This is a genomic window from Delftia sp. NA_296.1, assembly GCF_052692095.1.
On sequence record NZ_JBQZGF010000015.1, the window covers coordinates 20,714 to 45,527 of the forward strand.

Annotated in this window: 20 protein-coding genes; 11 read left to right on the forward strand and 9 right to left on the reverse strand. The window is 67.7% G+C overall.

The genetic code is table 11. The features are described from left to right. Positions 1 to 132: 132 nt before the first annotated feature. Entirely contained in the window at positions 133 to 2,781 is a 2,649-nt protein-coding gene (locus tag ACUTR7_RS27160; protein ID WP_445610247.1) for a putative bifunctional diguanylate cyclase/phosphodiesterase, read from the forward strand. Between the two features lie 18 nt (positions 2,782 to 2,799). On the opposite strand, the gene ACUTR7_RS27165 is transcribed toward ACUTR7_RS27160, so the two are convergent. Beyond that, positions 2,800 to 4,035, reverse strand: a complete 1,236-nt coding sequence (locus ACUTR7_RS27165; protein ID WP_445610248.1) for an HD-GYP domain-containing protein — start codon at positions 4,033 to 4,035, stop codon at positions 2,800 to 2,802. Positions 4,036 to 4,109: 74 nt separating this feature from the next. Next, on the reverse strand, positions 4,110 to 5,807 hold the full coding sequence (locus ACUTR7_RS27170; protein ID WP_445610249.1) for a methyl-accepting chemotaxis protein: 1,698 nt from the start codon (positions 5,805 to 5,807) through the stop codon (positions 4,110 to 4,112). 333 nt (positions 5,808 to 6,140) lie between these two features. On the opposite strand from ACUTR7_RS27170, the gene ACUTR7_RS27175 reads away from it, so the two are divergent. The 8 genes from ACUTR7_RS27175 to ACUTR7_RS27210 all read left to right on the forward strand — a co-directional run bounded on the left by ACUTR7_RS27175 (position 6,141) and on the right by ACUTR7_RS27210 (position 14,400). Beyond that, on the forward strand, positions 6,141 to 6,617 hold the full coding sequence (locus ACUTR7_RS27175; protein WP_065347166.1) for a chemotaxis protein CheW: 477 nt from the start codon (positions 6,141 to 6,143) through the stop codon (positions 6,615 to 6,617). A gap of 71 nt (positions 6,618 to 6,688) precedes the next feature. After that, entirely contained in the window at positions 6,689 to 8,425 is a 1,737-nt protein-coding gene (locus tag ACUTR7_RS27180) for a methyl-accepting chemotaxis protein (protein ID WP_071954043.1), read from the forward strand. A gap of 200 nt (positions 8,426 to 8,625) precedes the next feature. Beyond that, positions 8,626 to 9,303, forward strand: coding sequence for a phosphoglycolate phosphatase (locus ACUTR7_RS27185; RefSeq protein ID WP_043820118.1), 678 nt, complete (start codon positions 8,626 to 8,628; stop codon positions 9,301 to 9,303). A 146-nt stretch (positions 9,304 to 9,449) separates the two neighbouring features. Beyond that, the gene (speE, locus tag ACUTR7_RS27190) at positions 9,450 to 10,745 is read left to right on the forward strand and encodes a polyamine aminopropyltransferase (protein WP_445610250.1); all 1,296 of its coding nucleotides are present in this window, start codon (positions 9,450 to 9,452) and stop codon (positions 10,743 to 10,745) included. 243 nt (positions 10,746 to 10,988) lie between these two features. Continuing rightward, positions 10,989 to 11,681, forward strand: coding sequence for a hypothetical protein (locus tag ACUTR7_RS27195; RefSeq protein ID WP_043820122.1), 693 nt, complete (start codon positions 10,989 to 10,991; stop codon positions 11,679 to 11,681). A gap of 170 nt (positions 11,682 to 11,851) precedes the next feature. After that, entirely contained in the window at positions 11,852 to 12,352 is a 501-nt protein-coding gene (locus tag ACUTR7_RS27200) for a hypothetical protein (RefSeq protein ID WP_034389620.1), read from the forward strand. Beyond that, positions 12,330 to 13,016, forward strand: coding sequence for a response regulator transcription factor (locus ACUTR7_RS27205; protein WP_013804692.1), 687 nt, complete (start codon positions 12,330 to 12,332; stop codon positions 13,014 to 13,016). Before ACUTR7_RS27200 ends, ACUTR7_RS27205 begins: the two co-directional genes overlap by 23 nt. After that, a complete protein-coding gene (locus ACUTR7_RS27210; RefSeq protein ID WP_445610251.1) occupies positions 12,985 to 14,400 on the forward strand; it encodes a sensor histidine kinase in 1,416 nt (471 codons plus the stop codon). The genes ACUTR7_RS27205 and ACUTR7_RS27210 overlap by 32 nt, the downstream gene beginning before the upstream one ends. Here the strand turns inward: ACUTR7_RS27210 and ACUTR7_RS27215 are convergent. From ACUTR7_RS27215 to ACUTR7_RS27230, 4 genes are all read right to left on the reverse strand, one after another. Beyond that, positions 14,375 to 14,971 (reverse strand): chalcone isomerase family protein, encoded by a 597-nt coding sequence (locus ACUTR7_RS27215; RefSeq protein WP_013804690.1) that lies wholly within the window; start codon positions 14,969 to 14,971, stop codon positions 14,375 to 14,377. The two genes, ACUTR7_RS27210 and ACUTR7_RS27215, sit on opposite strands and share 26 nt — an antisense overlap. Positions 14,972 to 15,591: 620 nt before the next feature. Continuing rightward, positions 15,592 to 16,572 (reverse strand): CBASS cGAMP-activated phospholipase, encoded by a 981-nt coding sequence (locus tag ACUTR7_RS27220; protein WP_445610252.1) that lies wholly within the window; start codon positions 16,570 to 16,572, stop codon positions 15,592 to 15,594. Then, the gene (locus tag ACUTR7_RS27225) at positions 16,572 to 17,021 is read right to left on the reverse strand and encodes a hypothetical protein (RefSeq protein WP_096914598.1); all 450 of its coding nucleotides are present in this window, start codon (positions 17,019 to 17,021) and stop codon (positions 16,572 to 16,574) included. The genes ACUTR7_RS27220 and ACUTR7_RS27225 overlap by 1 nt, the downstream gene beginning before the upstream one ends. Further along, entirely contained in the window at positions 17,018 to 17,413 is a 396-nt protein-coding gene (locus tag ACUTR7_RS27230; RefSeq protein WP_013804688.1) for a hypothetical protein, read from the reverse strand. Before ACUTR7_RS27230 ends, ACUTR7_RS27225 begins: the two co-directional genes overlap by 4 nt. A gap of 357 nt (positions 17,414 to 17,770) precedes the next feature. Here ACUTR7_RS27230 and trpE point away from each other — a divergent pair, with 357 nt between their 5' ends. Together trpE and ACUTR7_RS27240 are read left to right on the forward strand one after the other, a co-directional pair. Beyond that, positions 17,771 to 19,270 (forward strand): anthranilate synthase component I, encoded by a 1,500-nt coding sequence (gene trpE / locus ACUTR7_RS27235; RefSeq protein ID WP_013804687.1) that lies wholly within the window; start codon positions 17,771 to 17,773, stop codon positions 19,268 to 19,270. After that, positions 19,267 to 19,617, forward strand: coding sequence for a chorismate mutase (locus ACUTR7_RS27240; RefSeq protein WP_445610253.1), 351 nt, complete (start codon positions 19,267 to 19,269; stop codon positions 19,615 to 19,617). The genes trpE and ACUTR7_RS27240 overlap by 4 nt, the downstream gene beginning before the upstream one ends. 13 nt (positions 19,618 to 19,630) lie before the next feature. Here ACUTR7_RS27240 and ACUTR7_RS27245 read toward each other — a convergent pair whose 3' ends face one another. From ACUTR7_RS27245 to ACUTR7_RS27255, 3 genes are read right to left on the reverse strand one after another with little or no spacing between them, the layout of a single operon-like run. Then, positions 19,631 to 20,878: an acetate/propionate family kinase gene (locus ACUTR7_RS27245; RefSeq protein WP_445610254.1), complete on the reverse strand. Its 1,248-nt coding sequence runs from the start codon at positions 20,876 to 20,878 to the stop codon at positions 19,631 to 19,633. Then, positions 20,875 to 22,338, reverse strand: a complete 1,464-nt coding sequence (locus ACUTR7_RS27250; protein WP_445610255.1) for a bifunctional enoyl-CoA hydratase/phosphate acetyltransferase — start codon at positions 22,336 to 22,338, stop codon at positions 20,875 to 20,877. Before ACUTR7_RS27250 ends, ACUTR7_RS27245 begins: the two co-directional genes overlap by 4 nt. Continuing rightward, positions 22,335 to 24,776: a DUF3141 domain-containing protein gene (locus ACUTR7_RS27255; protein WP_445610256.1), complete on the reverse strand. Its 2,442-nt coding sequence runs from the start codon at positions 24,774 to 24,776 to the stop codon at positions 22,335 to 22,337. The genes ACUTR7_RS27250 and ACUTR7_RS27255 overlap by 4 nt, the downstream gene beginning before the upstream one ends. Positions 24,777 to 24,814: the final 38 nt, after the last annotated feature.

Genomic DNA, 24,814 nt, shown 5'->3' on the forward strand with positions numbered 1-24,814 from the left:
GCCCCTGTTTTCGGTGAATGACGACGTGATTGCCAGCAGGGATTGGCAATAATTCGGGACAGCCATACACACAGGGAGTGCCACGCTGAAATGGCCAAATCAGCAAGACGCCGATTTATCGGACTGATCACGGTGAGCTACGGATTGTTCGCATTCGGCTGGATCCTTCTGTCCGACAAGCTGTTGTTCGCATTGGCAGGGAGTGCGGATATCGGCTGGCTTTCCGTCGTCAAAGGGCTGTTCTTTGTGCTGGCCACGGACTTCCTGCTGTTCTTCGCGCTGTGCTCGGTGCCGGCCGCGCACAGCGGCGGCGGCGCCGCCATCACCCAGGAAATGGGGCCGCGCCGTTTTCCGGTCTGGGCCTCCTATCTGTTTGCCCTGGCCATGAGCCTGGCCGTGCTGGCCGCCAGCAGCACGCTGGCCAGCCATTTCGGTGAACGCTCGCTGCTGCTGCTGTTCATGCTGCCCGTGCTGGTCAGTGCGCTGATCGGCGGCCTGGGGCCGGGCCTGCTGGCCACGGCCTTTGCCGCCTACAGCCTGGACCAGACCGACGGCGTCGCCGTGCGCGACTGGGCGCAGTGGGGGGTGGTGGCCGTCAACGGCCTGGCCGTGAGCGTGCTGGCCGAGACGCTGCAGCGCTCGCTGCGCAAGGCCAACATGCAGCGACAACTGCTCGACTCGGTGATCTCGGGCACCTCGGACGCCGTCTTCGTGAAGGACCTGCGCGGGCGCTACCTGCTGGTCAACCGGGCCGCCGCCAGCCTGGTGGGCCGCCAGGCCGAGGACATCGTGGGCAAGGACGACTTCGCGCTCTTTCCCTTCGGCATCGCCAGCGCCATCCGCAGGAAGGACCAGGCTGTGCTGCGCCAGGAGGTGGCCACGCATGAGGAGCAGCTGACGGTGGAGCCGGGCAGGACGCTGGACCTCCTGGTCACCAAGGGCCCGGTGCGCAACACCGCAGGCCACATCGCGGGCCTGTTCGGCATCTCCCGGGACATCACCGAGCGCAAGCGCTTCGAGCGCGAACTGGCCCAGGCCGCCGTGGTGTTCGACAGCAGCCACCAGGGCATCATGGTGGTCGATCCGGGGCGGCGCATCACGCGCGTCAACCCGGCCTTCACCCGCATCACCGGCTATGCGCCCGAGGACGTGATCGGCAAGACGCCGCGCGTGCTGTCCTCGGGCCTGCACGGCCCGGAGTTCTACCGGCAGATCTGGGCCTGCATCGCGCGCGACGGCTTCTGGCACGGCGAGATCTGGAACCGCCGCAAGACGGGCGAGATCTTCGCCGAGATGCTGTCCATCTCCGCCGCGCAGGGCGCCGGTGGCGAGATCGAGCACTACATCGGCGTCTTCACCGACATCAGCCACATCAAGGCGCACGAGGCCGAGCTCGAGCGCGTCACCCACTATGACCTGCTCACCGGCCTGCCCAACCGCCGCCTGCTGATCGACCGGCTCAACCAGGCCATGCTGCGCACGGCGCGCGAGGGTCGCTCCCTGGCCGTGTGCTTCCTGGACCTGGACGGCTTCAAGGAAATCAACGACCTGCACGGCGCGGCCGCAGGCGATGCGCTGCTGGTGGGCGTGGCCGCCCACCTCAAGAGCGTGCTGCGCTCCGAGGACACGCTGGCCCGGCTCGGCGGCGACGAGTTCGTGCTGCTGCTGTCGCACATCGGCTCGGCCGAGCACTGCTCCACCATCCTCGACCGGGTGCTGGAGGCGGCCAGCCGTCCCGTGCCCGTGCAGGACCGGGTGCTGTCCGTGACCGCCAGCGTGGGTGTCAGCCTCTACCCCGACGACCAGGCCGACCCTGACCTGCTGCTGCGCCATGCCGACCAGGCCATGTGCGTGGCCAAGCAGGCCGGGCGCAACCGCTACCAGCTGTTCGATCCGGAAAACGACCGCAAGGCCCATGCGCGCCGCCTGCAGCTGGGCTGGCTGCGCCAGGCGCTGGAGAAGGGTGAATTCCTGCTGCACTACCAGCCCAAGGTGGAGCTGGGTGGCGGCAGGCTGGTGGGTGCCGAGGCCCTGCTGCGCTGGCACGACCCGCGCCAGGGCCTGCGCGCGCCGGGCGAGTTCCTGCCCTTCATCGCGGGCAGCGACCTGGAGCGGCCGCTGGGCGACTGGGTCATCGGCGAGGCCGTGGCCCAGGCGGCGCGCTGGTTCGGCCAGGGCCTGGACCTGTGCGTGAGCATCAACGTCAGCGCCAACCAGCTGCTGGACGGCGGTTTCCACGCCAAGATGGCCCAGGTGCTGGCCCGCCACCCGGACCTGCCGCCGCACCTGATCGAGCTGGAAATCCTGGAAAGCGCCGCCATTGCCGACATGGAGCAGGCCATCCAGGTGATGGGCCAGTGCCGGCAGCTGGGCATACGCTTTGCGCTGGACGACTTCGGCACCGGCTACTCCTCGCTCACCTACCTGCGCAAGCTGCCCGTGCAGTCGCTCAAGATCGACCAGAGCTTTGTGCGCGACATGCTCGCCGACCCGGACGACCTGGGCATCGTCGAAGGCGTCATCCAGCTGGCCAGCACCTTCCAGCTCGAATCGGTGGCCGAAGGCGTGGAAACGCCCAAGCATGCGCGCCGCCTGCGCGACATGGGCTGCCACGTGGCCCAGGGCTACGGCATCGCCCGGCCCATGCCCGCCGACCAGCTGCCCGCCTGGGCCGCGCGCTGGCAGGCCGGTGACAACTGGCTGGCGCATGACACGCATGGCACGCATGACACGGACGGAGCGAAAGGCACGAATGGCCACCATGTGCCGTCCGACGCCTGAGCTTCACGACAATCTTCCCTAGGCTGGGCCTTTCCACAGTGCATCGAGATCGGTGAAGCCCCATTTCGCAGGGTCTTCCCGGCTGACGATCTTCTCCGTGCACCCAGGCCGGGCCAGGTCAACGGTCTCCGGTGCCATCCGCATGCCGCTGGCCGTGGAATAGAACACCTTGACCTGCGGACAGGTCAGGGACTGGCGGCCAGGGTCGATGACCACCCCCAGCCTGCCCGTGGTTAGCCGCACCAGGGAGCCCACCGGATAGATGCCTATGCTTTTGACGAAGGCCTGGAAAACGGTCTTGTCGAAGTGGCCGGCACTCCATTCGGCCATCTTGTGCACCGCCTCCGCAGGATCCCAGCCGCGCTTGTAGGGGCGGTCCGAGGTGATGGCGTCGTAGACATCGCAGACCGCGCCCATCTTCGCGAACAGGCTGATGTCCTCGCCGCGCAGCCTGTGGGGATAGCCCGTGCCATCCACCTTCTCGTGGTGGTGAAGGCAGACGTCCAGCACGACCGGGTCATCGACGCCACCGGCCTTGAGCAACTCCAGGCCTCGCGCCGGATGCTCACGCATCTCGATGAACTCCTGGTCCGTCAGGCGCCCCGGCTTGTTCAGGATGGAGGTGGCGACAGCCATCTTTCCGATATCGTGCAGCAGGCCCGCATAGCCCGCCTCGCGCACCTGCTGCGGTGGCAGGTCGAGTTGGCGTGCCAGCACGATCATCAGGGCGCAGACCGCCACCGAGTGCATGTAGGTGTAGTCGTCGCTGGTCTTGAGCCTGGCGATGCTGACCATGGCGCTCGGATTGCGGATGATCGAATCGGACACCTCGGCGACCACGTAGCGGGCCTCGTCCTGGTTGATCTCCCTGCCCATGCGCACCTCGCGGAACATGGCGGTGATAGCCTGCCTGGACTGGTGGCAGATGCGGGCGGCCCGCTTCACCTCCTCCTCGAAGGCAACGGGCCGCAGCTCGCACTCCAACTCGGCCAGCTGCGAGATCTCGGACAGTTGGGCGTCGATCACGGTGTCCACCTGCTCGCGGGTGAAAGACGGCCCGCCTTGCGCAACATCCAGGCCCTTGGCGGTATCGATCCACACTTCCTGGATGGGGGACTGCAGGATCCTCGCCAGGTCGGCAGGGTCTTGCAGCTTGAAGCGGCTGCGCCAGAACGGGTGTTCCATCCAGCTGCCGCAGAGGCTTTCCAGAAACATGCCCAGCCGCAACTGGCGCACGCTGATGCGCTTGATCATGAACTCGGACCCCACAACGGCTCACATGTATGCACCATCTTGCCGCCTTTTGCCTGCTTCGGTATGAAACCAGGTCAGAAGGCCGCCCATTCCTCATCCTTGATCTGCGGCTGCGCACGGGCGGGCGACAGGCGTGGCGGCCTGGAGGGCTGCGCTTGCCTGGGGGCCATGGCCTGGGCGGTCGCGGCGCGCAGCCCGCCAGGCTGGCTTGCGCCATGCTCGGGATGCATCTTGAAGGTGGAGACGATCTGCGCCAGGGCGGCGGCCTGCTGTTCCAGGCTGCCTGCAGCGGCCGAGCTTTGCTCGACAAGCGCCGCGTTTTGCTGCGTCATCTGGTCGAGCTGGCTCACCGCCTCGCCGACCTGACGGATGCCCACCGCCTGCTCGGCCGATGCGCTGGAGATCTCGCTGATCATGGTGTCCACGCTGCGTACCTGCTCCACGATGCGGCCCATCTGCTCGCCGGCCCGTGTGGCCACCTCGGTGCCCTGCTCGACCTTTTGCAGGTTGGCGCCGATCAGCTCCTTGATCTCTTTGGCCGCCGTGCCCGAGCGCTGGGCCAGCGCGCGCACCTCGCTGGCGACCACGGCGAAGCCCCGGCCCTGCTCGCCGGCCCGCGCGGCCTCCACGGCTGCGTTGAGCGCCAGGATATTGGTCTGGAAGGCAATGGAGTCGATGACGTTCGTGATCTCGGCAATCTTGCATGAGGCCTCCGAGATGTCCTGCATGGTATGCACCACCAGGGCCACGGACTTGCCCCCTTCGACAGCGGAGGCCGAGGCAGCCGAGGCCACCTTGTTGGCCTGCTGGGCCGTGTCTGCATTCGTGCGCACCGTGGCCGTGAGTTCCTCCATCGAGGCAGCCGTTTCCTCAAGGTTGCTGGCCTGCTGCTCGGTGCGCTGGCTCAGGTCCAGGCTGCCAGAGGCGATCTCGCTCGATCCCGTGGCAATGGAGTCGCTGCTCTGGCGTACACGGCCCATGATTTCACGCAGCTTGTCGTTCATGCTGCTCATGGCGGAGAGCAACTGGGCTGGCTCGTCCCTGCCCTGTACCACGATGGTGGCCGTGAGGTCGCCGTGCGCCACGGTGTCCACCACCGAGACCGCCATGCGCAGGGGCTCGGTGATCGAGCGCGTGATCGCCCAGGCCAGCACGGCGCCCAAGACCACTGCCAGGGCGGCCAGGCCGCCGAGCAGGTACAGCGCCAGGTGGTAGTCCTTCTCGGCCTGCTCGGTGGCCTTGCGCCCGCCTTCCTGGTTCAGCGCGATGTCCTGGCCGATGACGTCCATGAGCTGGGCGAATGCCTGAGCGGTCGCTCCCTTGGCCAGGGCGCGCGCCTGGGCTGCCTGCTCGGGACCCCCACTGGACAGCTCCACCATCTTGCGGTCAGCGGCGCGGGCCGCGTTCCACAGCACCAGCATCCTGTCATACAGCTGCCGCTCCTCTGATGAGGACACCAGCTTTTCATAGACGGCCAGCTCCGACTCCAGGGTTTTTTGGGCCTGCAGCAGCAGGTCCTCCTGGGCGCGCTTCCTTTGCGCGTCCTCCTCGATCACGTGGCGCAGCCCCGCGCGGCGTGCCGCGTTGGCCGTGGCCCGGATCGAGGCCAGCACATTGGTGGAAGGCAGCCAGTTGGTGCCCAGATCGTTGGCATTGAACTGGACCCGGGCGATCTGCAGGGAGCCGATGGCCGCCACCGTGCTCAGCAGCAGCAGGAGCAGGGTGAAGGCAACGATGAGCCGTGTGCGGATGGACAGAAGGCGGAAGAACATGGTGGGGGGCTCCCGGGATGCGGTTGGTAATTTTGATCAATATGATTTATTTGATAATTTACCAAGCTTGCCACCATCTTGAGTGATTGAATTTATCAATTCAGTTTCACTGGGCCATTGCTCCGGGATGCGCTGCGCCCGAGCCATCACGCGGTCCTCTACCTCTCTGGATGAGCCGTCGCCACAGTGCAGCAGCGCTTGGTGACGCGTTCCGCCTGGCCCGCGCGGCGAGGCATCAACCCCACCAAAAATGTAACAACCAGTTGTGCTGCTTTTTGCTCTCTGTTAAATTTTTATCAAATTCATCAAATAAATTTGATTGGAGTGATAAAGATGCCGCATGCACTGAAGACCGACACCACCAAGCAATGGCTCTCCTTCCGCGTGGACGATGAGGAGTTCGGCATTGACCTGCTGCAAGTGCAGGAGATCCGGTCCTACGAGTCGCCCATGCGCATTGCCAACGGCCCCGCCTACTTCAACGGCGTGCTGGAACTGCGCGGAGAGGTCATTCCCGTCATCGATCTGCGGCTCAGGCTGGGCCTTGCGCCCAAGCCGTACGACGCCTGCACCGTGACCATCATGCTGCGCCTGCCCGGCGGAGTGACGGGCATGGTGGTGGAGGGGGTCACCGACGTGGTGACGCTCATGCCGCAGGACCTGCGCGCCGTGCCCGCCATGGGCGGGGGCCTCGTCAATGACTGCCTTCTCGCCCTGGGCGTGCTCAATGAGCGCTCGCTGCTGCTGATCGATGCCGACAAGCTCCTGGCGACGGCCACGGCAGCCCTGCCGGACTGCGCTTCGAGCTGAGCCATGTGCTCCGGCACGCCCCTTTTCCCCGCCCGTACACCGCAATTTGCCCATCCCACTGGAGACGCGTCATGAATCCTCGCTTCTGGACTGTCAAGACCAAACTTTCCGCGGCCTTCACTTGCCTGGCGCTTGTCACCATGGTGGTGTCCCTGCTGGCCCTTCAGGCGTTGAGCGAGGCAAATCAGAATCTTGTCCGCTTCGTCGAAGGCGTCAACGCCCGTGCACACCTGGCAGAGAGGGTTCGCACAGCCGTGGACCGCCGGGCGATCGCGGCGCGCAACCTGGTGCTGGTGACCTCGCCTGCAGACCTGGCGGCGGAGAAGGATGCCGTGACCTCCGCGCACACCGACGTCAACACCTCGCTGGCCGAACTCCAGGCCAAAATGGCTTCGAAGGATGTTGCGGCCGATGCACGTGATCTGGTTGCCAAAATTGCGGGCGTGGAGCAACGGTATGGACCGGTCGCTACCGACATCGTGTCCCTGGCTCTGCAAAACCAGAAGGAGGCAGCGATCCGCAAGATGAACGAAGAGTGCCGGCCCTTGTTGGCGCAGCTGATCGAGGCCACCCGCCAGTACAGTGAACTGACCCGGCTGCGTTCACAGCAGATGATCGAGGAGGCCGCGCAGGCCTACGCGCACCGCAGAAACATACTGATCGCCGCCAGCGTCATGGCCTTTGTCCTGGCTGTGCTGATGGGGCAACTGATAGCACGCGGCCTGACGCGCGCCCTGGGTGCGGAGCCGGCACAACTGGGCGATGTCGCGCAACAGATTGCCCAGGGCAATCTCAGCCCTGAATTGCTTCGCCACCAAGCCCCTGAAGGCAGCGTCCAGGCATCGCTCAATGCCATGCTCAAGAGTCTGGTCTCTGTCGTCCATGAAGTTCGCAACAATGCCGACGGGGTCGCCGGCGGCAGCACGGAAATCGCCAATGGCAATGCCGACTTGAGCCAGCGCACCGAACAGCAGGCCAGTGCCTTGCAGGAGACTGCAGCGTCGATGGAGCAGCTGTCGACCACCGTCAAGCAAAACGCGGACAACGCCAGGCAGGTCAATCAACTCGCCTTGGGAGCAAGCCAGGTGGCCACCAAGGGCGGCGGCTCCGTGCAGGAGGTCGTCAATGCGATGCAGGACATCAGCGAAAGCTCGCGCCAGATCGGCGAAATCGTGGGCGTGATCGACGGCATCGCGTTCCAGACCAACATCCTGGCGCTCAACGCCGCGGTCGAGGCGGCCCGCGCGGGCGAGCAAGGAAAAGGCTTTGCCGTGGTGGCCGGTGAGGTGCGCAACCTGGCGCAGCGCAGCGCGCAGGCAGCCCGGGAAATCAAGCAGCTCATCGCCACCAGCGCCACACGCGTCAAACAGGGTACCGAGCTGGCTGACCAAGCCGGAGCCACCATGGCGGAAGTGCTGCATTCCATCCAGCGCGTGACAGATCTCATGGGTGAGATCAGCAGCGCCAGTGATGAGCAAAGCGCGGGGGTAGCGCAGGTCGGCAAGGCCGTCAGCCAGATGGACCAGGTAACGCAGCAAAATGCGGCGCTGGTGGAGGAAAGTGCGGCGGCAGCGGCCAGCCTCAGAACGCAGGCACAGCAGCTGGTGCAGGCCGTGTCGATCTTCCAGCTGGGAGGCCATGCGGCGCAGCTTTCCCCGACCCCGCCGCTCCCGCAACCGACGGTGCGGGCGCGCAAGCCGGCACCCGCGACAGCGGCACTCCCCGCACGCCAGGCGGCCCGCGCCGTGCAGCCTGTGCAGCCCGTGCACAAGCAAGCGCAGGAGCAGGACGACTGGGTGTCGTTCTGATCAACCTCCCCCTTGCGTGCCGCCCTGGCGTGCGGCCCTGGCATTCGTCAGACCGCATCGCGGTACACCGGGATACGGGGCCACGGCCATGCAGGAGCTGCCAGGGGACGCAAGGCCCTAGTCCCAGGGCCCGCGCAAGTTCTGATATTTTCAACGCTGTTCCTGCGCAGGCAGCCCCCGGCTTTCGACACCCCCATTTCATGATTTCAAACTTCATTCCGTTGAACCCACAGCAGCTGGACGCCGCCATCGTTGATCTCGACGGCACCATGGTCAACACCCTGGGCGACTTCGCCGAAGCCCTCAACCGCATGCTGGCGGACCTGCAACTGCCGGCCATCGCCCCGCAGGCCATCGAGAACATGGTGGGCAAGGGCTCGGAGCACCTGATCCGCTCGGTGCTGGCCCATGTGGGCGCGGCCGATGTGGATGCCATCTACGGCCAGGCCTGGCAGCGCTACGAGCACCACTACCTGCAGCTCAACGGCCAGTTCGCCGAGGTCTATCCGGGCGTGCTCGAAGGCCTGCAGGCCCTGCGCGCGCGCGGCCTGCGGCTGGCCTGCCTGACCAACAAGCCGCTGTCCTTCGCACAGCCGCTGCTGGCACAAAAAGGCCTGGCGCCGCTGTTCGAGCAGGTCTTCGGCGGCGATTCCTTCGAGCGCAAGAAGCCCGACCCTCTGCCCCTGCTCAAGACCTGCGAGGCCCTGGGCACCTCCCCCGCGCGCACGCTGATGCTGGGCGACTCCAGCAACGACGCCCAGGCCGCGCGCGCCGCGGGCTGCCCCGTGGTGCTGGTCAGCTACGGCTACAACCACGGCCAGCCCGTGCGCCAGGTCGATGCCGACGGCTTTGTCGATGCGCTGACCGAGCTGGCCTGATTCGCACAGTTCCAGGTTTTTTGGAAAAAGAATGGGATTTGGCGATGGTTAACGCACTTTGACGGTGCGATTTATGTTTTTGCTAGAGTCGTCTGCTTTGCCATCCTGGCCGCGATCCGGCCACAGACAAGGAGGAAGCACGCGACATGCACGGACTGCACCTGACCGCCGATCTCTACCAATGCCAGGGCGACGCGCGCCACATGCTCGACGCCGACGCCATTGCCACCCTGTGCCGCGCACAGACCGCGCAGGCCGGCCTGACCCTGGTGGAGGACCGCTGGGTCAAGTTCCCGGACTACCAGGGCCAGCCCGGCGGCGTCACCGGCACCGTGCTGCTGGCTGAATCGCACCTGGCCATCCACACCTGGCCCGAGACCGGCTGCGTCACCGTCGATGTCTACGTCTGCAACTTCTCCGCCGACAACTCGGGCAAGGCCCGCGCGCTGATGGAGGGCGTGATCGCCGCCTACGCGCCGGGCCGCGTCGTGCGCCAGCAGCTCATGCGCGGCGACATCGGCCCCGGCGCCAAGGACGAGGCGGCGGCCGATGAGGGCGATTGGGCGCTGGAGGCGCTCACGCCCCATGCGCGCTTTGGCTGGCGCGCCACGCGGCGCGAAACCGTGCAGACGCCCCATCAGGAGCTGGAGCTGCTGCACACGCCGCAGTTCGGCAAGGTGCTGCGACTGGATGGCCGCTTCATGACCTCCGAACGCGAGGAATTCTTCTACCACGAGGCCCTGGTCCACCCCGCGGCCCTGGCCCACCCGGCGCCGCGCAAGGCGCTGATCCTGGGCGGCGGTGATGGCGGCGCGGCCGAGGAGCTGCTCAAGCACCCGTCCATGGAGCAGGTGGTGGTGGCCGAGCTGGACGAGGCCGTGGTCCAGGCCGCACGCACGCACCTGCAGCAGGTGCACCGCGGCGTGTTCGATGACCCGCGCCTGCAGCTGCGCATAGGCGACGGCATGGCCATGGTGGAGCGCACCGAAGAACGCTTCGACCTCGCCCTCATGGACCTCACCGACCCCGACACGCCTGCCAGCGCGCTGTACTCCGACCAGGCCCTGGCGCGCATGAAGCGCGTGCTGGCGCCGGGCGGCGCCCTGGTGCTGCACCTGGGCAGCCCCGTCTTCCATGGCGGGCAGGTGGCGCGGCTGGTGGCCAGCCTGCGCGAGCGCTTTGCCATCGTGCGCTGCTACGGCCTCTACATCCCCCTGTACGGCGCCTACTGGGGCCTGGCCGTGGCCTCCGACACGCTGGATGCGGCGGCGCTGCCCCCCGCCCAGCTGCGCCAGCGCCTGGCCGAGCGCCGCCTGCCCGACCTGCGCTACTACAACGCCGAAGTGCACCCCGCACTGTTCGCGCTGCCCAACTATTACCGCGACCTGGTGCAGCCCGCGCCCCTGGCGGCGCTGCCCCCGCGCGCGGTCCGCGTCGCCTGAGCCCAGCCCGTTCTGGCAACGGGCCGAGCCCGGCCCGCCCTGGCCGGGCTGCGGTGCCAACTGCGCGCCCGGCAGGGCAAATTTGACACAGTGCTGCAATCTGGTGGCAAGTCTGCTGTAATGAAAAACGGCGGGAAGGCCCGTGCGCCCGCCATTTTTCCGGCTTCCTGGTAAGTATTCCGGGATATTGCGTGCTTGCAAAAACCATATCAACAGATAAAGCGCCAGACGCCCTGTATCAAAATGACTGCTTCCCTTTCAAAAACAAGAATATCCGCGTCCAAATACCATGATGATTCCTTGCTGCGGCTTTGGAATTGGGCTTTGTTGGCGGGACTGGTATTGAGCTTTCCCTTGAGTTTTGTATTGCCGCAAAGCCTGAGCTGGGAAAATGGATTCCTGGAGAATATCCAGGCCGTGACCCTGCTGCTGGGCATGGTGGCGGCCCTGGTTGCGGCGCGTCGGCAAAAGGGCTCCTTTGCAGCGCCACTGTGGTGGATCGCCTCCCTGTTCTGGCTGGCCTTTCTGGGGCGTGAACTGGCCTGGGGCGCGGCTTTCCTGCCCAGCCTGGAGGCTGGCAAGTGGGGGCCGGTGATCAGCTCCCAGGTGCTGTGGTACCGGCCCGCCGTCAAATGGGTGGTGGGTGCCATGCTGCTGCTGTGCTGCTATTGGTTTGTGCGCCACGGTGTCTGGAACAAGGTCATCAAGCGCCTGGTGCGCGAGAACGCGCTGCCGATATTCAGTCTGGCGATATTTGTCGCGGCCATGGTGATATCCACCAATGCGGAAGGTCATGGCTTCATTGTCCTGCAGCAATGGTTTGATTATCAGGTGATTGTGCTGGAGGAGCTGGTGGAGACCTTTGGCTATATGGCACTGTGGCTGGCACAGTGGGCGCTGGTCAGGTATGTTGCTGGCTGGCAGGAAGATATTTGAGCCAATATTGATCAAACCGGCCGCCTGCATATTTCCGGTGTAATGGGGCAGATTCAGGGGCCGGTAAGTCGCCAGTAAGACGCAATCGGGGAGCATGGCCGTTTTCCCCGAAGGTTTGCCGCTCTCGCGGCGGACCGACGGAGCCTGAAACGACAGAACGTGCCATCGCAATGCAAGCCTCCATCTACCAGGACGTGATAGGTATCCAGGCGGCGGGCCAGGCGTATTCCCTGGGTTCGCGCTTCCAAGAATGCAGCCAGCACCGTGCAGTGCGGCTGGAGACGATCTTCGAGCTGCTCATCCTCAAGTTCCGCGAGGACCTGCTGCAGGCGCTGGCCGAGGAGCCGCCAGGCCCTGCGCGCCACCTGCGCGCCTACGTGCGCTGCGTCTGCGAGCATGCCCTGTCCCGCCAGCGCGGCCAGAAGACGGCCGCACAGTTGCTGACCCGCGCAAGATTCCAGAACATATGGTTTGATTTCGTGGACGCGGCCTGCGCCGACGATCTGGTGTCCGAGGACATTGCCCTGCAATGCCGCGCCATGGTCGAGGACCTGTGGGTCATCCATGTGCTGGTCGAGCCCATGGCGCCGCAGCGCATCACCGGGATCAGGGAGCATCTGCTGTCCCTGTGCGGCAACGACGGAAACCATGAATCGCATCGCATTAATTGAGGACCATGCCAGGCTGGCCACGCTGGTCAGCCGCTCGCTGGCCAACTCCGGCATAGAGACCGACGTCTTCCACCAGATCTCCACGGCCTGGCTGGCCCTGCAGGACATCGACTACGGCGTGATCGTCATCGACCGCGGCCTGCCCGATGGCGACGGCCTGCAACTGGTGCAGCGCCTGCGCGCCGCAGGCCGCTCCACGCCCTGCCTGATGCTCACCGCCCGCGACGCGCTCAGCGACCGCGTGGGCGGCCTGGAAGCCGGTGCCGACGACTACCTGACCAAGCCCTTTCCCATGGAAGAGCTGATCGCCCGCGTGCGCGCCCTGCTGCGCCGCCCGGCCCTGGTGCAGGAGCTGGCGCCGCAGCTGGGCGACATCAGCATAAGCCCGCAGCAGGCCTGCATGCACTGCGCGGGCTCGGCCATCGCGCTGCCGCCGGCGGAGCTGCAGATCATGCTCAGCCTGGTGCGCAAGGCCGGTGCCACGGTGCGCCGCTCCACGCTGGAGGCGGCGGCCTGGGGCATGAGCAGCGTGGTCACGCCCAACGCCCTCGATGTGGCCCTGCACCGGCTGCGCCGCAAGCTGGCCGCGGCCGGCTCGTGCATGGAAATCGTCAACATCCGGGGTCAGGGCTATGCGCTTCGCGAACCTTTGCTGGCCCGGTAGCCTGCGCTCGCGGCTGCTGGCCGTCTATGGGTTGAGCATGGTGTTCAGCGCGCTGCTGGTCGGCGCGCTGGTGATCCTCGTCGCCAAGCCCTTCGACAGCTACGCGCTGCAGCGCGGCATGGGGCATGCGGCCGAAAAGCTGGCCGAGTGGGTGAGCTTCGATGCCAAGGGCGTGCCCCAGGGGTTCAGCGAGCGTGAACTCAAGGCCTGGATGCTGACCAGCCTGGGCGAGGAAATGCAGCTGCGCATCACCGACGCCCGCGGCCGCGTGGTCTTCGCCCCCAACGGCGAAATGCAGCCGCTGACGCAGACCGGCCAGGGCTTCGACCCCGAGCTCAAGGCCTTTGCCTACGAGCGCGGCGGCGTGGTCATGCGCGCGGGCACGGCCACGCTGGTCCACGACGGCACGACGTGGCACGTGCAGATAGCCGTCAGCGACCGCATGGTGGACTGGCTGCGCGAATCGGTGGGTCTGCCCGCGCTGTGGCGGGGCATGGTGGCCATCGGCGTGGTCTTCCTGGTCGTGTTCCTGTTCTCCACGCACCGCACGCTGCAGCGCATGCTCAGGCCGCTGGGCGTGGCCGCGCAGGATGCCCAGCGCATCACCCCGCAGACGCTGGGCACGCGCCTGCAGCCCAAGGACCTGCCGCGCGAGTTCGCGCCTCTGGTCGAGGCCTTCAACCACGTGCTTGACCGGCTGCAGGCCGGCTTCAGGAACCAGCAGGAATTCCTGTCCATGGCCGCGCATGAGCTCAAGACGCCGCTGGCCCTGATGCGCGTGCAGATCGAGCTGGAGCCCGAGGACCGGCGCAGCCCCGAGCTGCTCAAGGACGTGGACCACATGGCGCGCCAGGTCCAGCAGCTGCTGCACCTGGCCGAGGTCTGCGAACACCAGCGCTACCGCATGGAAGACATTGCGCCGGCCGACATCATTGGCGAGGTCTGCGACTTCATGGCCCGCGCCTCCGAAAAATGCGGCGTGCACATCCACTGCGAGGTCAAGGACGGCTCGCCTGCCTGGCGTGCCGACCGGGGCGCGCTGTTCGTGCTGCTCAAGAACCTGATCGAGAACGCCGTGCAGCACAGCCCGCAGGGCGCCACCGTCACCGTGAAGGCCTGCGGCATGGGCTTTTCGGTGCTGGACCAGGGCCGTGGCGTGCCGCCCGAGGACCTGCCGCGCATCTTCGAGCGCTTTTGGCGCAGCAGCGAGCGGCGCGACCTGGGCGCAGGCCTGGGCCTGCCCATCTGCCTGGAGATTGCGCGCGCCCATGGCTGGACGCTCACGGCCCTGCCCGGTGCCACGGGGCTGGAGATCCAGGCGCGCTTTGCCGGGCCCGTGCAGGAGCCCGCGCAGCCGTTCAACCGCCCAGCAATGCCTTCTTGAGCTGGTCGTCGGCCGGGTGCGGACCCAGCCAGATGCCCAGCAGCGCCTGGAAGAACTCGGGCTCCTGGAAGGGCGCGCCCTGGGCCTGGCCCTTGACGAAGACCTGGGCACCCTGGCCCGGCACCCAGTCCACCGAGAAGTTCTCGCCCGGCAGCAGCTTCTTGTGCTGCGTGAAGATGTCGCTCATGCGCAGCACGCCGGGCACCAGGCGCGAGAAGCGGGCGCGCTCCATGTTGTCCTCGATGCCGCGCGCGAACAGCTTGCCCAGCTCGGCCGAATCGATCTCGCGCAGCATGGTCACGCTCACGCGCTTGGGGCCGGGCAGGGCCGCGATCTCCTGCAGGCTGGCGGCCGGTTTTTCCAGGTACAGGCCCGCCGTGTAGACCTTGAAGATGGCCTTGTAGCGAATGCCCGCGCCATTGAGCTGCAGCGTCTGGCCGCCCACCCCGGCCTGGGCGGGATAGGCCACGCCCGCGACGGTGCGCGGCGGCTCCTGGGCAGTGGCGGCCAGCGGCATCGCCAGCGCCATGGCCAGGGCGGCTGTCTTCATCCAGCGGGGCAAGGCGGTCATGGTGTCTCCTAGGCGGGGCCCGTGGCCCGGTTGCGGTTTGTTACGTCCGGGCGACATGTTGTGGGGATCGGGTGGGGGTGGCAACAGGGTTTTCGCGGGCCGATGGAGGGTGGCTATCATCCTGCTCGGTCCGCTTTCTTGTCGTGGGTGTATGCCCACGTTCCTGCGGTTATGGACGGGATGGGGCTACCCGCAAGGGCGTCCGCACGGCTTTGCACGTGTTCTTAACATCCCGTCCACCTTGTCTGTGCGTTGCACCGCTGGCTCTCTTTGCAAGCCCCGGTCGGGGCGTTTCTTTTCGAGGCCGGGTTTCGGCCCGGCGGCCGACTCACTTTCTTGTCTCGCTACAAGAAAGTGAGCAAAGAAAAGCGCCCGGATGTCCGCGACCCCTTCGCTTCGCTGCGGGGCAACCTGCGCCGTGGCGGTTGCGGGGTTCGCCGTGAAACTCACTTCGCGCTGCGCGCTACGTTCAAACAATCACGGCGAGTCAGATGACGAAGCAGTCCTGTCCTTCGGCAGGACTGCAACCCCGCAACCACCACGGCGCAGGCGCTGACATACGGGGAGTTGGCCCGGGCCTTCGCTGCGCTCGGCCGGGTGGGCGAGAAGCCTTGGGCGTTTCAGCCCAGGACGTTCTTCAGCAGCGTCTTTTCCTGATCCGTGAGGGCGGCGATGCATTCGTCGCCCAGGGCCTGCAGCAGCCGGGTGCTGTCGGCGTTGGCGATGTCCAGGCCCAGGCGCTTTTGCTGGGCTGCGGGCTGCGTGAAGTTCAGGCGCAGGTAGCTGCTGGTGCCCAGTTCCTGGCGGGCCGCCTTGACGGCCTGGACCTCCTGGGCGGCCATGACCAGGTCCAGCAGGGGCTTGACCAGGGTCAGCCCGCGCCGGGGCATGGCCACGGGGTCCTGGCCCTGCTGGGGGTTGGCGGTGCCTATGCTGATCATCACGATGTCGGCCGCCGGCCCCCAGAGCTGGCGTGCGGCCTGCAGGGCCAGCAGGTCGGGCGCGTTGGCGGCGAGTCCGCCGTCCACGAAGACATGGCCTGCCGAGGCGTGCGCGGGAAAGTAGGTGGGGGCGGCCGATGAGGCCAGCATGGCGTCCATCAGCGTCAGGCCCAGCCGGTCCCTGTCGGGCAGGGCGCCGCTGGCCAGCAGGTGCAGCTGCGATGAATTCCAGTTCACGGCGGGCAGCAGCAGCGGCACCTGCAGTTGCCCCAGGGCGGACTGCTCCGCTTGCGGCATGGCCTCCTTGATCGCTGCGCGCAGCGGGGCGCTGTCATAGAGCGCCTTGCCCATGGCCTGGCGCAGGCCGGGCAGCCATTTGGAGGGAAAGATGGCGGGGCCGTGGTCCAGCAGCAGTTGCTTGATGCGCGCGGGCTGGTAGCCGCTGGCCAGGGCGGTGGCGATGATTGCGCCGATGGAGGTGCCGGCGAACAGGTCCACTTTCTCCAGCAGGTCGCCGTTGCCGAATTCGCGGTGGATGCGCTCCAGCACATGGGCGCTGAACAGGCCGCGATAGCCGCCGCCCGACAGGCTCAGGACGACCCGGCGCCGGCGCAGGCCCTGGCGCACCGCGCTGGACAGGGGCGGTACGTCGAAGTCCATCACAGCGCGTGCACGGCAACGCCCCGGGCGGCGGCCTGCGTCAGGTAGAGGTTGGCGGGCTCGGTGTAGCAGACCTTGAGCAGGTCGGCCGTGGCGATGAGCAGCCGCAGGTCCTGCGCCAGGGGCGCCGTGCCCCGCGGGCCCTGGCTGTCCAGCGGCGCGAAGTTGCGCCATTCGATGAAGCGCTCCAGCACCTTGTTGTCCACGCTGGTCAGCATGGAGGCGCCTTCGGCGCGCAGGTTGGCATACAGCGCATCGAGCAGGGAGAACCACTCGTTGCGGTCGCGCAGGTCATGGAATGCCTCGGCCACGGCCGCCTTGGCGATGGCCATGGACAGGTCGCTGACGATGCAGTCCAGCGGCCGGATGGTGGAGAACCACTGCAGGGTTGCAGGCTCCTGGTTCGCCATCCACAGCAGGCAGCGGGGGCCCAGCAGGTAGCGGCTCATGGCGCGCGCCGGGCGGGTACGTCGATATCGCCGCGCGCCCCGGACATCTGCGCAGCGGACAGATCCACGGCCTGGCGCGGCAGTGGCAGCGATCTGCAGATGTCGGCCACCGTGCGGGGGGCGCGCTCGTTGGCGGACAGGGCCACCATGTGCTCCTCGCTGACGATCACGTAGCGCTTGCGGCCCTGGGAGATGAGGGCCACCCCGTCGTGATCGGCCTGTTTGAGCACCGCGCCGTACTGCGCCTTGAAGACCGAGATCGGCATCGGCGTGGTGTTGCGCGGCATGGCCGAGCCGACCTGATGGCTCAGGTCCCGCAGGGCGCGGTTCAGCGGGTCGCGTTCGCCCTCGGGCAAGGCAGCGTCGGTGCGGGCGGAGAAATGGGACGGCATGGTCGACCTTTCTGGTCAGGTTGTGCTGCCATTGTTGGTCAGGCTGACCAGGGTGTCAATTGTGGCCATGGCAGGCCCCTGCGGCGCCCCCGCAAGGCGCCGGTCCGCACTTGTACCCAGCCGCGTCTGCGCTACACTTGCCCGCTATGTTCATTCATCGCATGTTCATTGCAGGTTGTGGAGACCGGGGAGCCTGGCCCTGGCGCAAGCCTGTCCAACTGAACAGCTGAAGCACCCGGGGCGCGACCCGGCGTGCACCCGAGGCCCTACGGGCCAATCGAATGAATCGGCGCAATCCATACGCAGCCCGCACCCACATCAGGTCTGCCAGCGCCACGCAATCCGGAGTCTTTCCCCGTGATCACCGAACTCGAATTCAAGAGCCTTGCTGCGCAGGGCTACAACCGCATCCCTCTGATGGTCGAGGCGTTTGCGGACCTCGAAACCCCCCTGTCCCTCTACCTCAAGCTGGCCCATGCGGGCGGTGACGGCAAGCACAGCTTTTTGCTGGAGTCCGTGGTGGGCGGCGAGCGCTTCGGGCGCTACAGCTTCATCGGCCTGCCTGCACGCACGCTGCTGCGCGCCAGCGGCTTCGGCGATGCGGCATGCACCGAGGTGGTGACCGATGGCCAGGTGGTGGAGACGGCCAAGGGCAATCCGCTGGACTTCATCGCTGCCTACCAAAAGCGCTTCAAGGTGGCGCTGCGCCCGGGGCTGCCGCGTTTTTGCGGCGGGCTGGCCGGCTACTTCGGCTATGACGCCGTGCGCTACATCGAGAAGAAGCTGGAAGATTCCTGCCCGCCCGATACGCTCAACTGCCCCGACATCCTGCTGCTGCAGTGCGAGGAAGTGGCGGTGATCGACAACCTGTCGGGCAAGCTGTACCTGATCGTCTATGCCAACCCCGGCGAGAGCGAGGCCTATACGCGCGCCAAGAAGCGGCTGCGGCAGTTGAAGGATCTGCTGCGCTACTCGGTCAGCGCGCCGCAGATCAAGGCGGGGGAGAGCCACCCGGCCCAGCGCAGCTTTGCCAAGGAAGACTACCTGGCGGCCGTGGAGAAGGCCAAGGAGCTGATCGCCGCGGGCGACTTCATGCAGGTGCAGGTGGGCCAGCGCATCCACAAGCGCTTCACGGCCAGCCCCTTGAGCCTGTACCGCGCGCTGCGATCGCTCAATCCCAGCCCCTACATGTACTACTACCACCTGGGCGATTTCCATGTGGTGGGCGCCAGCCCCGAGATCCTGGTGCGCCAGGAGAACACGGACGAGGGCCAGAAGGTCACCATCCGCCCGCTGGCCGGCACGCGCCCGCGCGGCGCCACGCCCGAGGCCGACAAGGCCACCGAAAAGGAACTGGTGGCCGACCCCAAGGAGCGCGCCGAGCACGTGATGCTGATCGACCTGGCGCGCAACGACATCGGCCGCATCGCCAAGACGGGCAGCGTGAAGGTGACGGAGGCCTTTGCCGTGGAGCGCTACAGCCACGTGATGCACATCGTCAGCAACGTGGAGGGCATTCTGCGCGACGGCATGGACAACATGGACGTGTTCAAGGCCACCTTCCCGGCCGGCACGCTGACGGGCGCGCCCAAGGTGCATGCCATGGAGGTCATCGACCAGCTTGAGCCCACCAAGCGCGGCATCTACGGCGGCGCCTGCGGCTACCTGAGCTTTGCGGGCGACATGGACCTGGCGATTGCCATCCGCACGGGCGTGATCAAGGACGGCACGCTCTACGTGCAGGCTGCCGCCGGCGTGGTGGCCGATTCCGTGCCCGAGATGGAATGGAAAGAGACCGAGCACAAGGCGCGCGCACTGATGCGCGCGGCCGAGCTGGTGGAGGAAGGACTGGAATGAGCACGGACCGCGCCAAGCAGGCCATCGACCTGGTGCAGCACTGCACCGACATGCTGGATGTGCGCCGCAATGTGGATGCGCTGGACGATGTGCTGGTGCCGCTGCTGGTCACGCGCATGGGCTACATGCAGCAGGCCGCGCGCATCAAGGCCGATGCGGCCCAGGTGCGCGACGAGGGCCGCATCGAGGCCATCGTGCGCCGCGTGCGCGAGCGCACGGCCGCCGAGGGCGGCCAGCCCGACATGATGGAGACGGTGTACCGCCACCTCATGGAGGAATGCATTGCCTACGAGCACCGCGAGTTCGCGCGGCTGCGCGAGGGCGGTGCGCAGGACGATCGTTCCTAGGGCCTGTTCACACTCATGCGGGGATCGCGTTGCCCGGCAGCCAGCGCAGCGCATGGCGCGCTGCCACCCATTCCTCGTTGGTGGGCTCCACGCCCACGGTGACGGCGCTGCCAGAGGCCGAGATCACGGCCGCATCGCGCGCATTGGCCTCGGCGTCCAGCCGCAGGCCCAGAAAGCCCAGGCCCTCGCACACGCGCCGCCGTATCTCGGCGCTGTGCTCGCCCACGCCTGCGGTGAACACCAGCAGGTCCAGGCCGCCCAGCACGGCGACCAGGGCGCCGATCTCGCGCACGATGCGCCGCACGTACAGGGCCAGCGCATCGCGCGCACGCTCGGCCTGGGCATCGTCGCCTGACTCCAGCGGCAGCAGCACGCGCGGCTCGGACGAGGTGCCCGAGACGCCCAGCAGGCCGGACTCGTGGTACAGGATGCGGCCCACTTCCTGCAGGCTGAGCTTTTCGATTTCCATCAGGTAGATCACGGCGCCGGGGTCCAGCGCGCCGGTGCGCGTGCCCATCATCAGGCCGTCCAGCGCCGAGAAGCCCATGGTGGTCGCCACGCTTTGCAGGCCCTGCATGGCGCACAGGCTGGCGCCGCTGCCCAGGTGGGCCACCAGGGTGCGCCCGCGTGCCAGGTCGCCATGGCGCTCGGGCAGGGCGGTGGCCATGTATTCGTAGGACAGGCCGTGGAAGCCGTAGCGGCGCAGCCCGCGTTCCCAGGCCGCATGCGGCAGGGGCAGCAGTTGCTCGACCTTGGGCAGCGTGTGGTGGAAGGCGGTGTCGAAGCAGGCCACCTGCACCAGCTCGGGCCGCTCGCGCAGCAGGATGTCCATGGCCTCCAGCGCAAAGGGCTGGTGCAGCGGCGCCAGCGGGATGAAGGCCTTGAGGTCGGCCAGCACGCCGGCATCGACGCGCACGGGCTCGAAGTAGCGGCTGCCGCCGTGCACCACGCGGTGGGCGACGGCGGCCACGCGGGCGCCGTCCAGCTGCGCCAGGCGCGCGGTTATGCGCTCGCGGATCAGCTGCAGCGCGGCGCGGTAGGGGTGGGCGGCATCCAGGGCAATGGCAAAGGGCGGCACGCCGCTCTCGCCGAAGTCGGGCGCGGGCCCGCCTATGCCCTGGACCTTGCCGTTCCACAGCGGCTTGCGCGGCAGCGGGCGCTGGGCACCGTCGAAGACGGCGAACTTGATGCTGGATGAGCCGCAGTTGAGCACCACGACCAGCTCGCGGGCGGGGGAGGATGCGGTGTGGGCAGGGATCATGGCGGCGAGTTCCGGTAGCGGTGGGCCAGCAGCAGGGCGATGGCGCAGGAGGCAATGCGCGAGGCGCGGCTGTCGGCGCGGCTGGTCAGGATCACGGGCACCTTGGCGCCCATGACGATGCCGGCGCTGGCCGCCTCGCCCATGTACATGAGCTGCTTGGCCAGCATGTTGCCGCTTTCCAGGTCGGGCACGACCAGGATGTCGGCCTGGCCCGCCACGGGCGAATCGATGCCCTTGGTGCGCGCGGCGGCCATGGACACGGCGTTGTCGAAGGCCAGCGGCCCGTCGAGCACGCCGCCTTCGATCTGGCCCCGGTCGGCCATCTTGCACAGCGCGGCGGCGTCCAGCGTGGCCGGCATGTGCGGGCTCACGGTCTCCACGGCGGCCAGGATGGCGACCTTGGGCTCGGGCACGCCGATGGCATGGGCCAGGGCGATGGCGTTGCGCACGATGTCGGCCTTTTGCTGCAGGTCGGGCGCGAGGTTGATGGCCGCGTCGGTGACGATGAAGGGGCGCGGGTAGTGCGGCGTCTGCAGCACGAAGCAGTGGCTGACGCGGCGCTTGGTGCGCAGGCCGGCGGCGGCGGCCACCACCTCGGCCATGAGTTCGTCCGTGTGCAGGCTGCCTTTCATGATGGCCTCGACCTCGCCGCAGGCGGCCAGCTCGGCGCCGCGCGTGGCGGCGGCGTGGCTGTGCGGCACGTCCTCGATGCGCAGGCCGCCCAGGTCCAGCCCGTACTCGGCCGCCACGGCCTCCAGCCGCGCACGCGGGGCCACCAGCACGGGGTCGATCAGGCCTTCGCGGCGCGCGTCCAGCGCTGCCGAGAGGCTGGGCTCGTCACAGGGATGGACCACGGCCACGCGGATGGGCGGCAGGCCGGCCACGTGGGCCAGCAGGCGCTGCAGGCCGTCGCGTCCACCGGCTTCCAGGCGGATCTCGGGCAGGCTGGTGCGCTGGCGCTCGATGTGGCGCGCAGGCGCATGCACGGTGGCCTGGCCCTCGATCACGGCGGCGCCATGCTGGTTGGTGCAGGCCACGGCCAGCGTGACCTGGCGCTGCTCGGCCTGCTTGGCCAGCACCTCCACGCGCACGGTCAGCCGGTCGCCTGCGGCCAGCGGCGCCAGAAAGCGCAGCGTCTGGCCGACCAGGGTGGTGCCGGGGCCGGGCAGGCGCGTGCCCAGCACCGAGGCCAGCAGCATGCCGCCCCACATGCCGTGGGCGATCAGGGCCGTGTCGTCCTCGTCGGCACCGGCAACCGTGCCAGAACCGGCGGCACCGGCGCCAGCGCCGTCGGCCACGGCCGCGCCCGACAGGGCGGCGAACAGGCGCAGGTCCTGGGTGCTCAGCGTGCGTTCCAGGCTGGCGCTGTCGCCCACGTCCAGCTCGTCGAAGCTGTGGTTGCGCAGCAGGGCCAGGTCTTCGGGCGGCAGGGCCGCATCGGAATCGGGGGAGAGGTTCATCGCTTTTTCCGGGGGCTGGTGTGTGCGCGGCTGGCCTGGGCGCGTGCGGAGCGCTTGGCGGCAGGCGCGGATTCGGGAACAGGTGCGGGCTCGGGCGCCTGTTCAGGAGCTGCAGCAGGAGCGGCCACGGGAGCCGCAACAGGAGCGGTCAGAAGCACCGTCACAGGTTCAGGCTCGGCCACCGAGGCTGGCGCGATGGCCGGGGGCCGCTCGGCCTGCTCTTTCGCCTGCCTGGACTCGGCGGCCTCCAGCGCCTGCACGAAATGCCCCATGGCCTGCAGCAGGCGCTGGTGCTCGGCATCGCTGAGGTTGCCGCCCTGGTTGGCCAGTTCGTCCACCGTGGTCATGCCCCAGCGGATGTCGGCGGCGGGCGAGGCGGCCAGCAACCGGGGGATGGCGGCCATGGCGGCGTCGGGCTCGCGCTGCATCAGCAGGGCCTGGCGGCGCACGATGCGGCGGAACTGCGCCATGTCGGGCGGCACGCCGCCCAGGTGGTCCTGCAGCAGCCGCCAGGCGTGGCGGAAGTGGCGCTCATCGGCCTCGCCGCGTGCGCGCAGCACGTGGAACAGTGCGCGGATGACGGCCTCGTACAGCCCGCCCTGGGCCACGCTTTCGTGCAGCCGCGCCAGCTCCTGGCGCATGTACTGGCAGTGCTCGGGCGATTCGCCGGGGTGCGGGCGCGGCGGGCCGTCGTCCTGGCGGCTCTGGCCGGCCAGGGCCTGGACCAGGGGCGAGCCATAGATGGCGTGGAACAGCCGCGCCTGCATGGCATCGCGCTGGTCGCGGTAGGTGTCCAGCAGCTGCACCACGGCCTGCGACATGGCCTGCTGCGCCTTCAGGAAGGGGTTGTCGGGCTCGACGGGGTGGCGGTCCTCGCGCGCATGCTCGGCGGCCTGGGCCACGACGGGTGCCAGCGGGTGCGAGTCCGACCAGCATTCATAGCCCACGCGCAGCGGGTGCATGGCCTGCAGCCAGCGCGCAGACAGCGGCGTGGACAGCGCCTGCACCCAGGGCTGCACGGTGTTGCGGTACAGGGCCAGGTTGATTTCGGAGACGCGCGCGGCAGCGGCGAAATGGCGCTCGCTTTCGGGGTCTGGCCGGACGATGGAGCGCACCTCGGCCAGGTCGCTGCGGCGGATCTTCATCAGGTAGGCGTCGTCGGTCAGGTCCTGTGCCGGCACACCGGCTGGGCGGTCGGCGATCTCGGCGCGGTAGATGCCGGCGGGCAGCAGGTCGATGATGTCGATGTGCGCCGCGAACTCGCGGTGCTCCTTGCGGCCCACGGCGCCCGAGACAAAGATGCCCAGGTGGCCGATGCTGTCATGCGTGGCGAAGACGATGGTCTGGTCGTGGGCGGCGATGTCCTCGTCGTCGCGGTACAGGTCGGTGATCCAGCCCAGGGCCTGGCCCGGCGGCGTGATGTTGTCGCCATGCGAGCAGAACACCACGATGGGCGAGCGGATGTTGCGCAGGTCGATGCGCACGCCGTCCGAGGTCGTCAGCTCGGCCGTGGCCAGCCGGTTGCCGATGAACAGGTTGTCCACGATGTACTGCATCTCGCGGCCTTCCAGGAAGACATAGCCGCCCCAGTACTTCTCGAAGCCCAGATAGCGCGGCCCCTCGGTGTCCACGTCGGCATAGACCTGGTACTGCTTTTCCCACAGCGTGTTGGCGGGGTTGAGGTTCTCGAAGTTCTGCACCAGCCATGCGCCGTCGAAGCGGCCCGCGCCCAGGTCGCTGGTCAGCGCCGTCATCCAGCTGCCGCCCATGAGGCCGCCGCCGTAGCGCATGGGGTTGTCGCCGGCCCAGTACGACAGCGGCGCACCGGCCACGATGATGGGGCCGAACAGCTCGGGCCAGACGGCCGCCGTCATGAGGATCTGCCAGCCGGCCTGGCAGTTGCCGATGACGGCGGGCTTGCCTCGGCTCTCGGGGTGCAGCTCGGCGACCTTGCGCACGAATTGGGCCTCGGCGCGCATCACGTCCTCGACGGTCTGGCCGGGCACGGGGTCGGGCAGGAAGCCCACGAAGTAGCAGGGATGGCCGGCCTTGAGCGCGGCGCCGATCTCGCTGTCGGGCTTGAAGCCGCCGATGCCGGGGCCGTGGCCCGCGCGCGGATCGACGACGATGAAGGGGCGCTTGGCCGGGTCGATGACCGTGCCCTCCATGGGCGCGATGCGTGCCAGGCCGTAGTTGACGGGGCGCGGCAGGTCCAGGCCCGACATCACGATCTCGGCCCGGAAGCTCAGCACATTGGGCACTTCCTCGGCCAGATGCTCGCGGTACTGGTTGCCACGCTGGCGCCGGATGTCGGCATACAGCAGCGAACGCTGCCAGGCATCGGTGGCGTATTGCGCGGCTGCCTGCGACAGCTTCATCGGATCGCCCCACATCCCTCCCACGTCCACGGTGCCGTGGCTCTGCAGGTTCTCGTTCATCTGGCCCACTCCTTTACCGGCATGTCATGCCCTGCTCT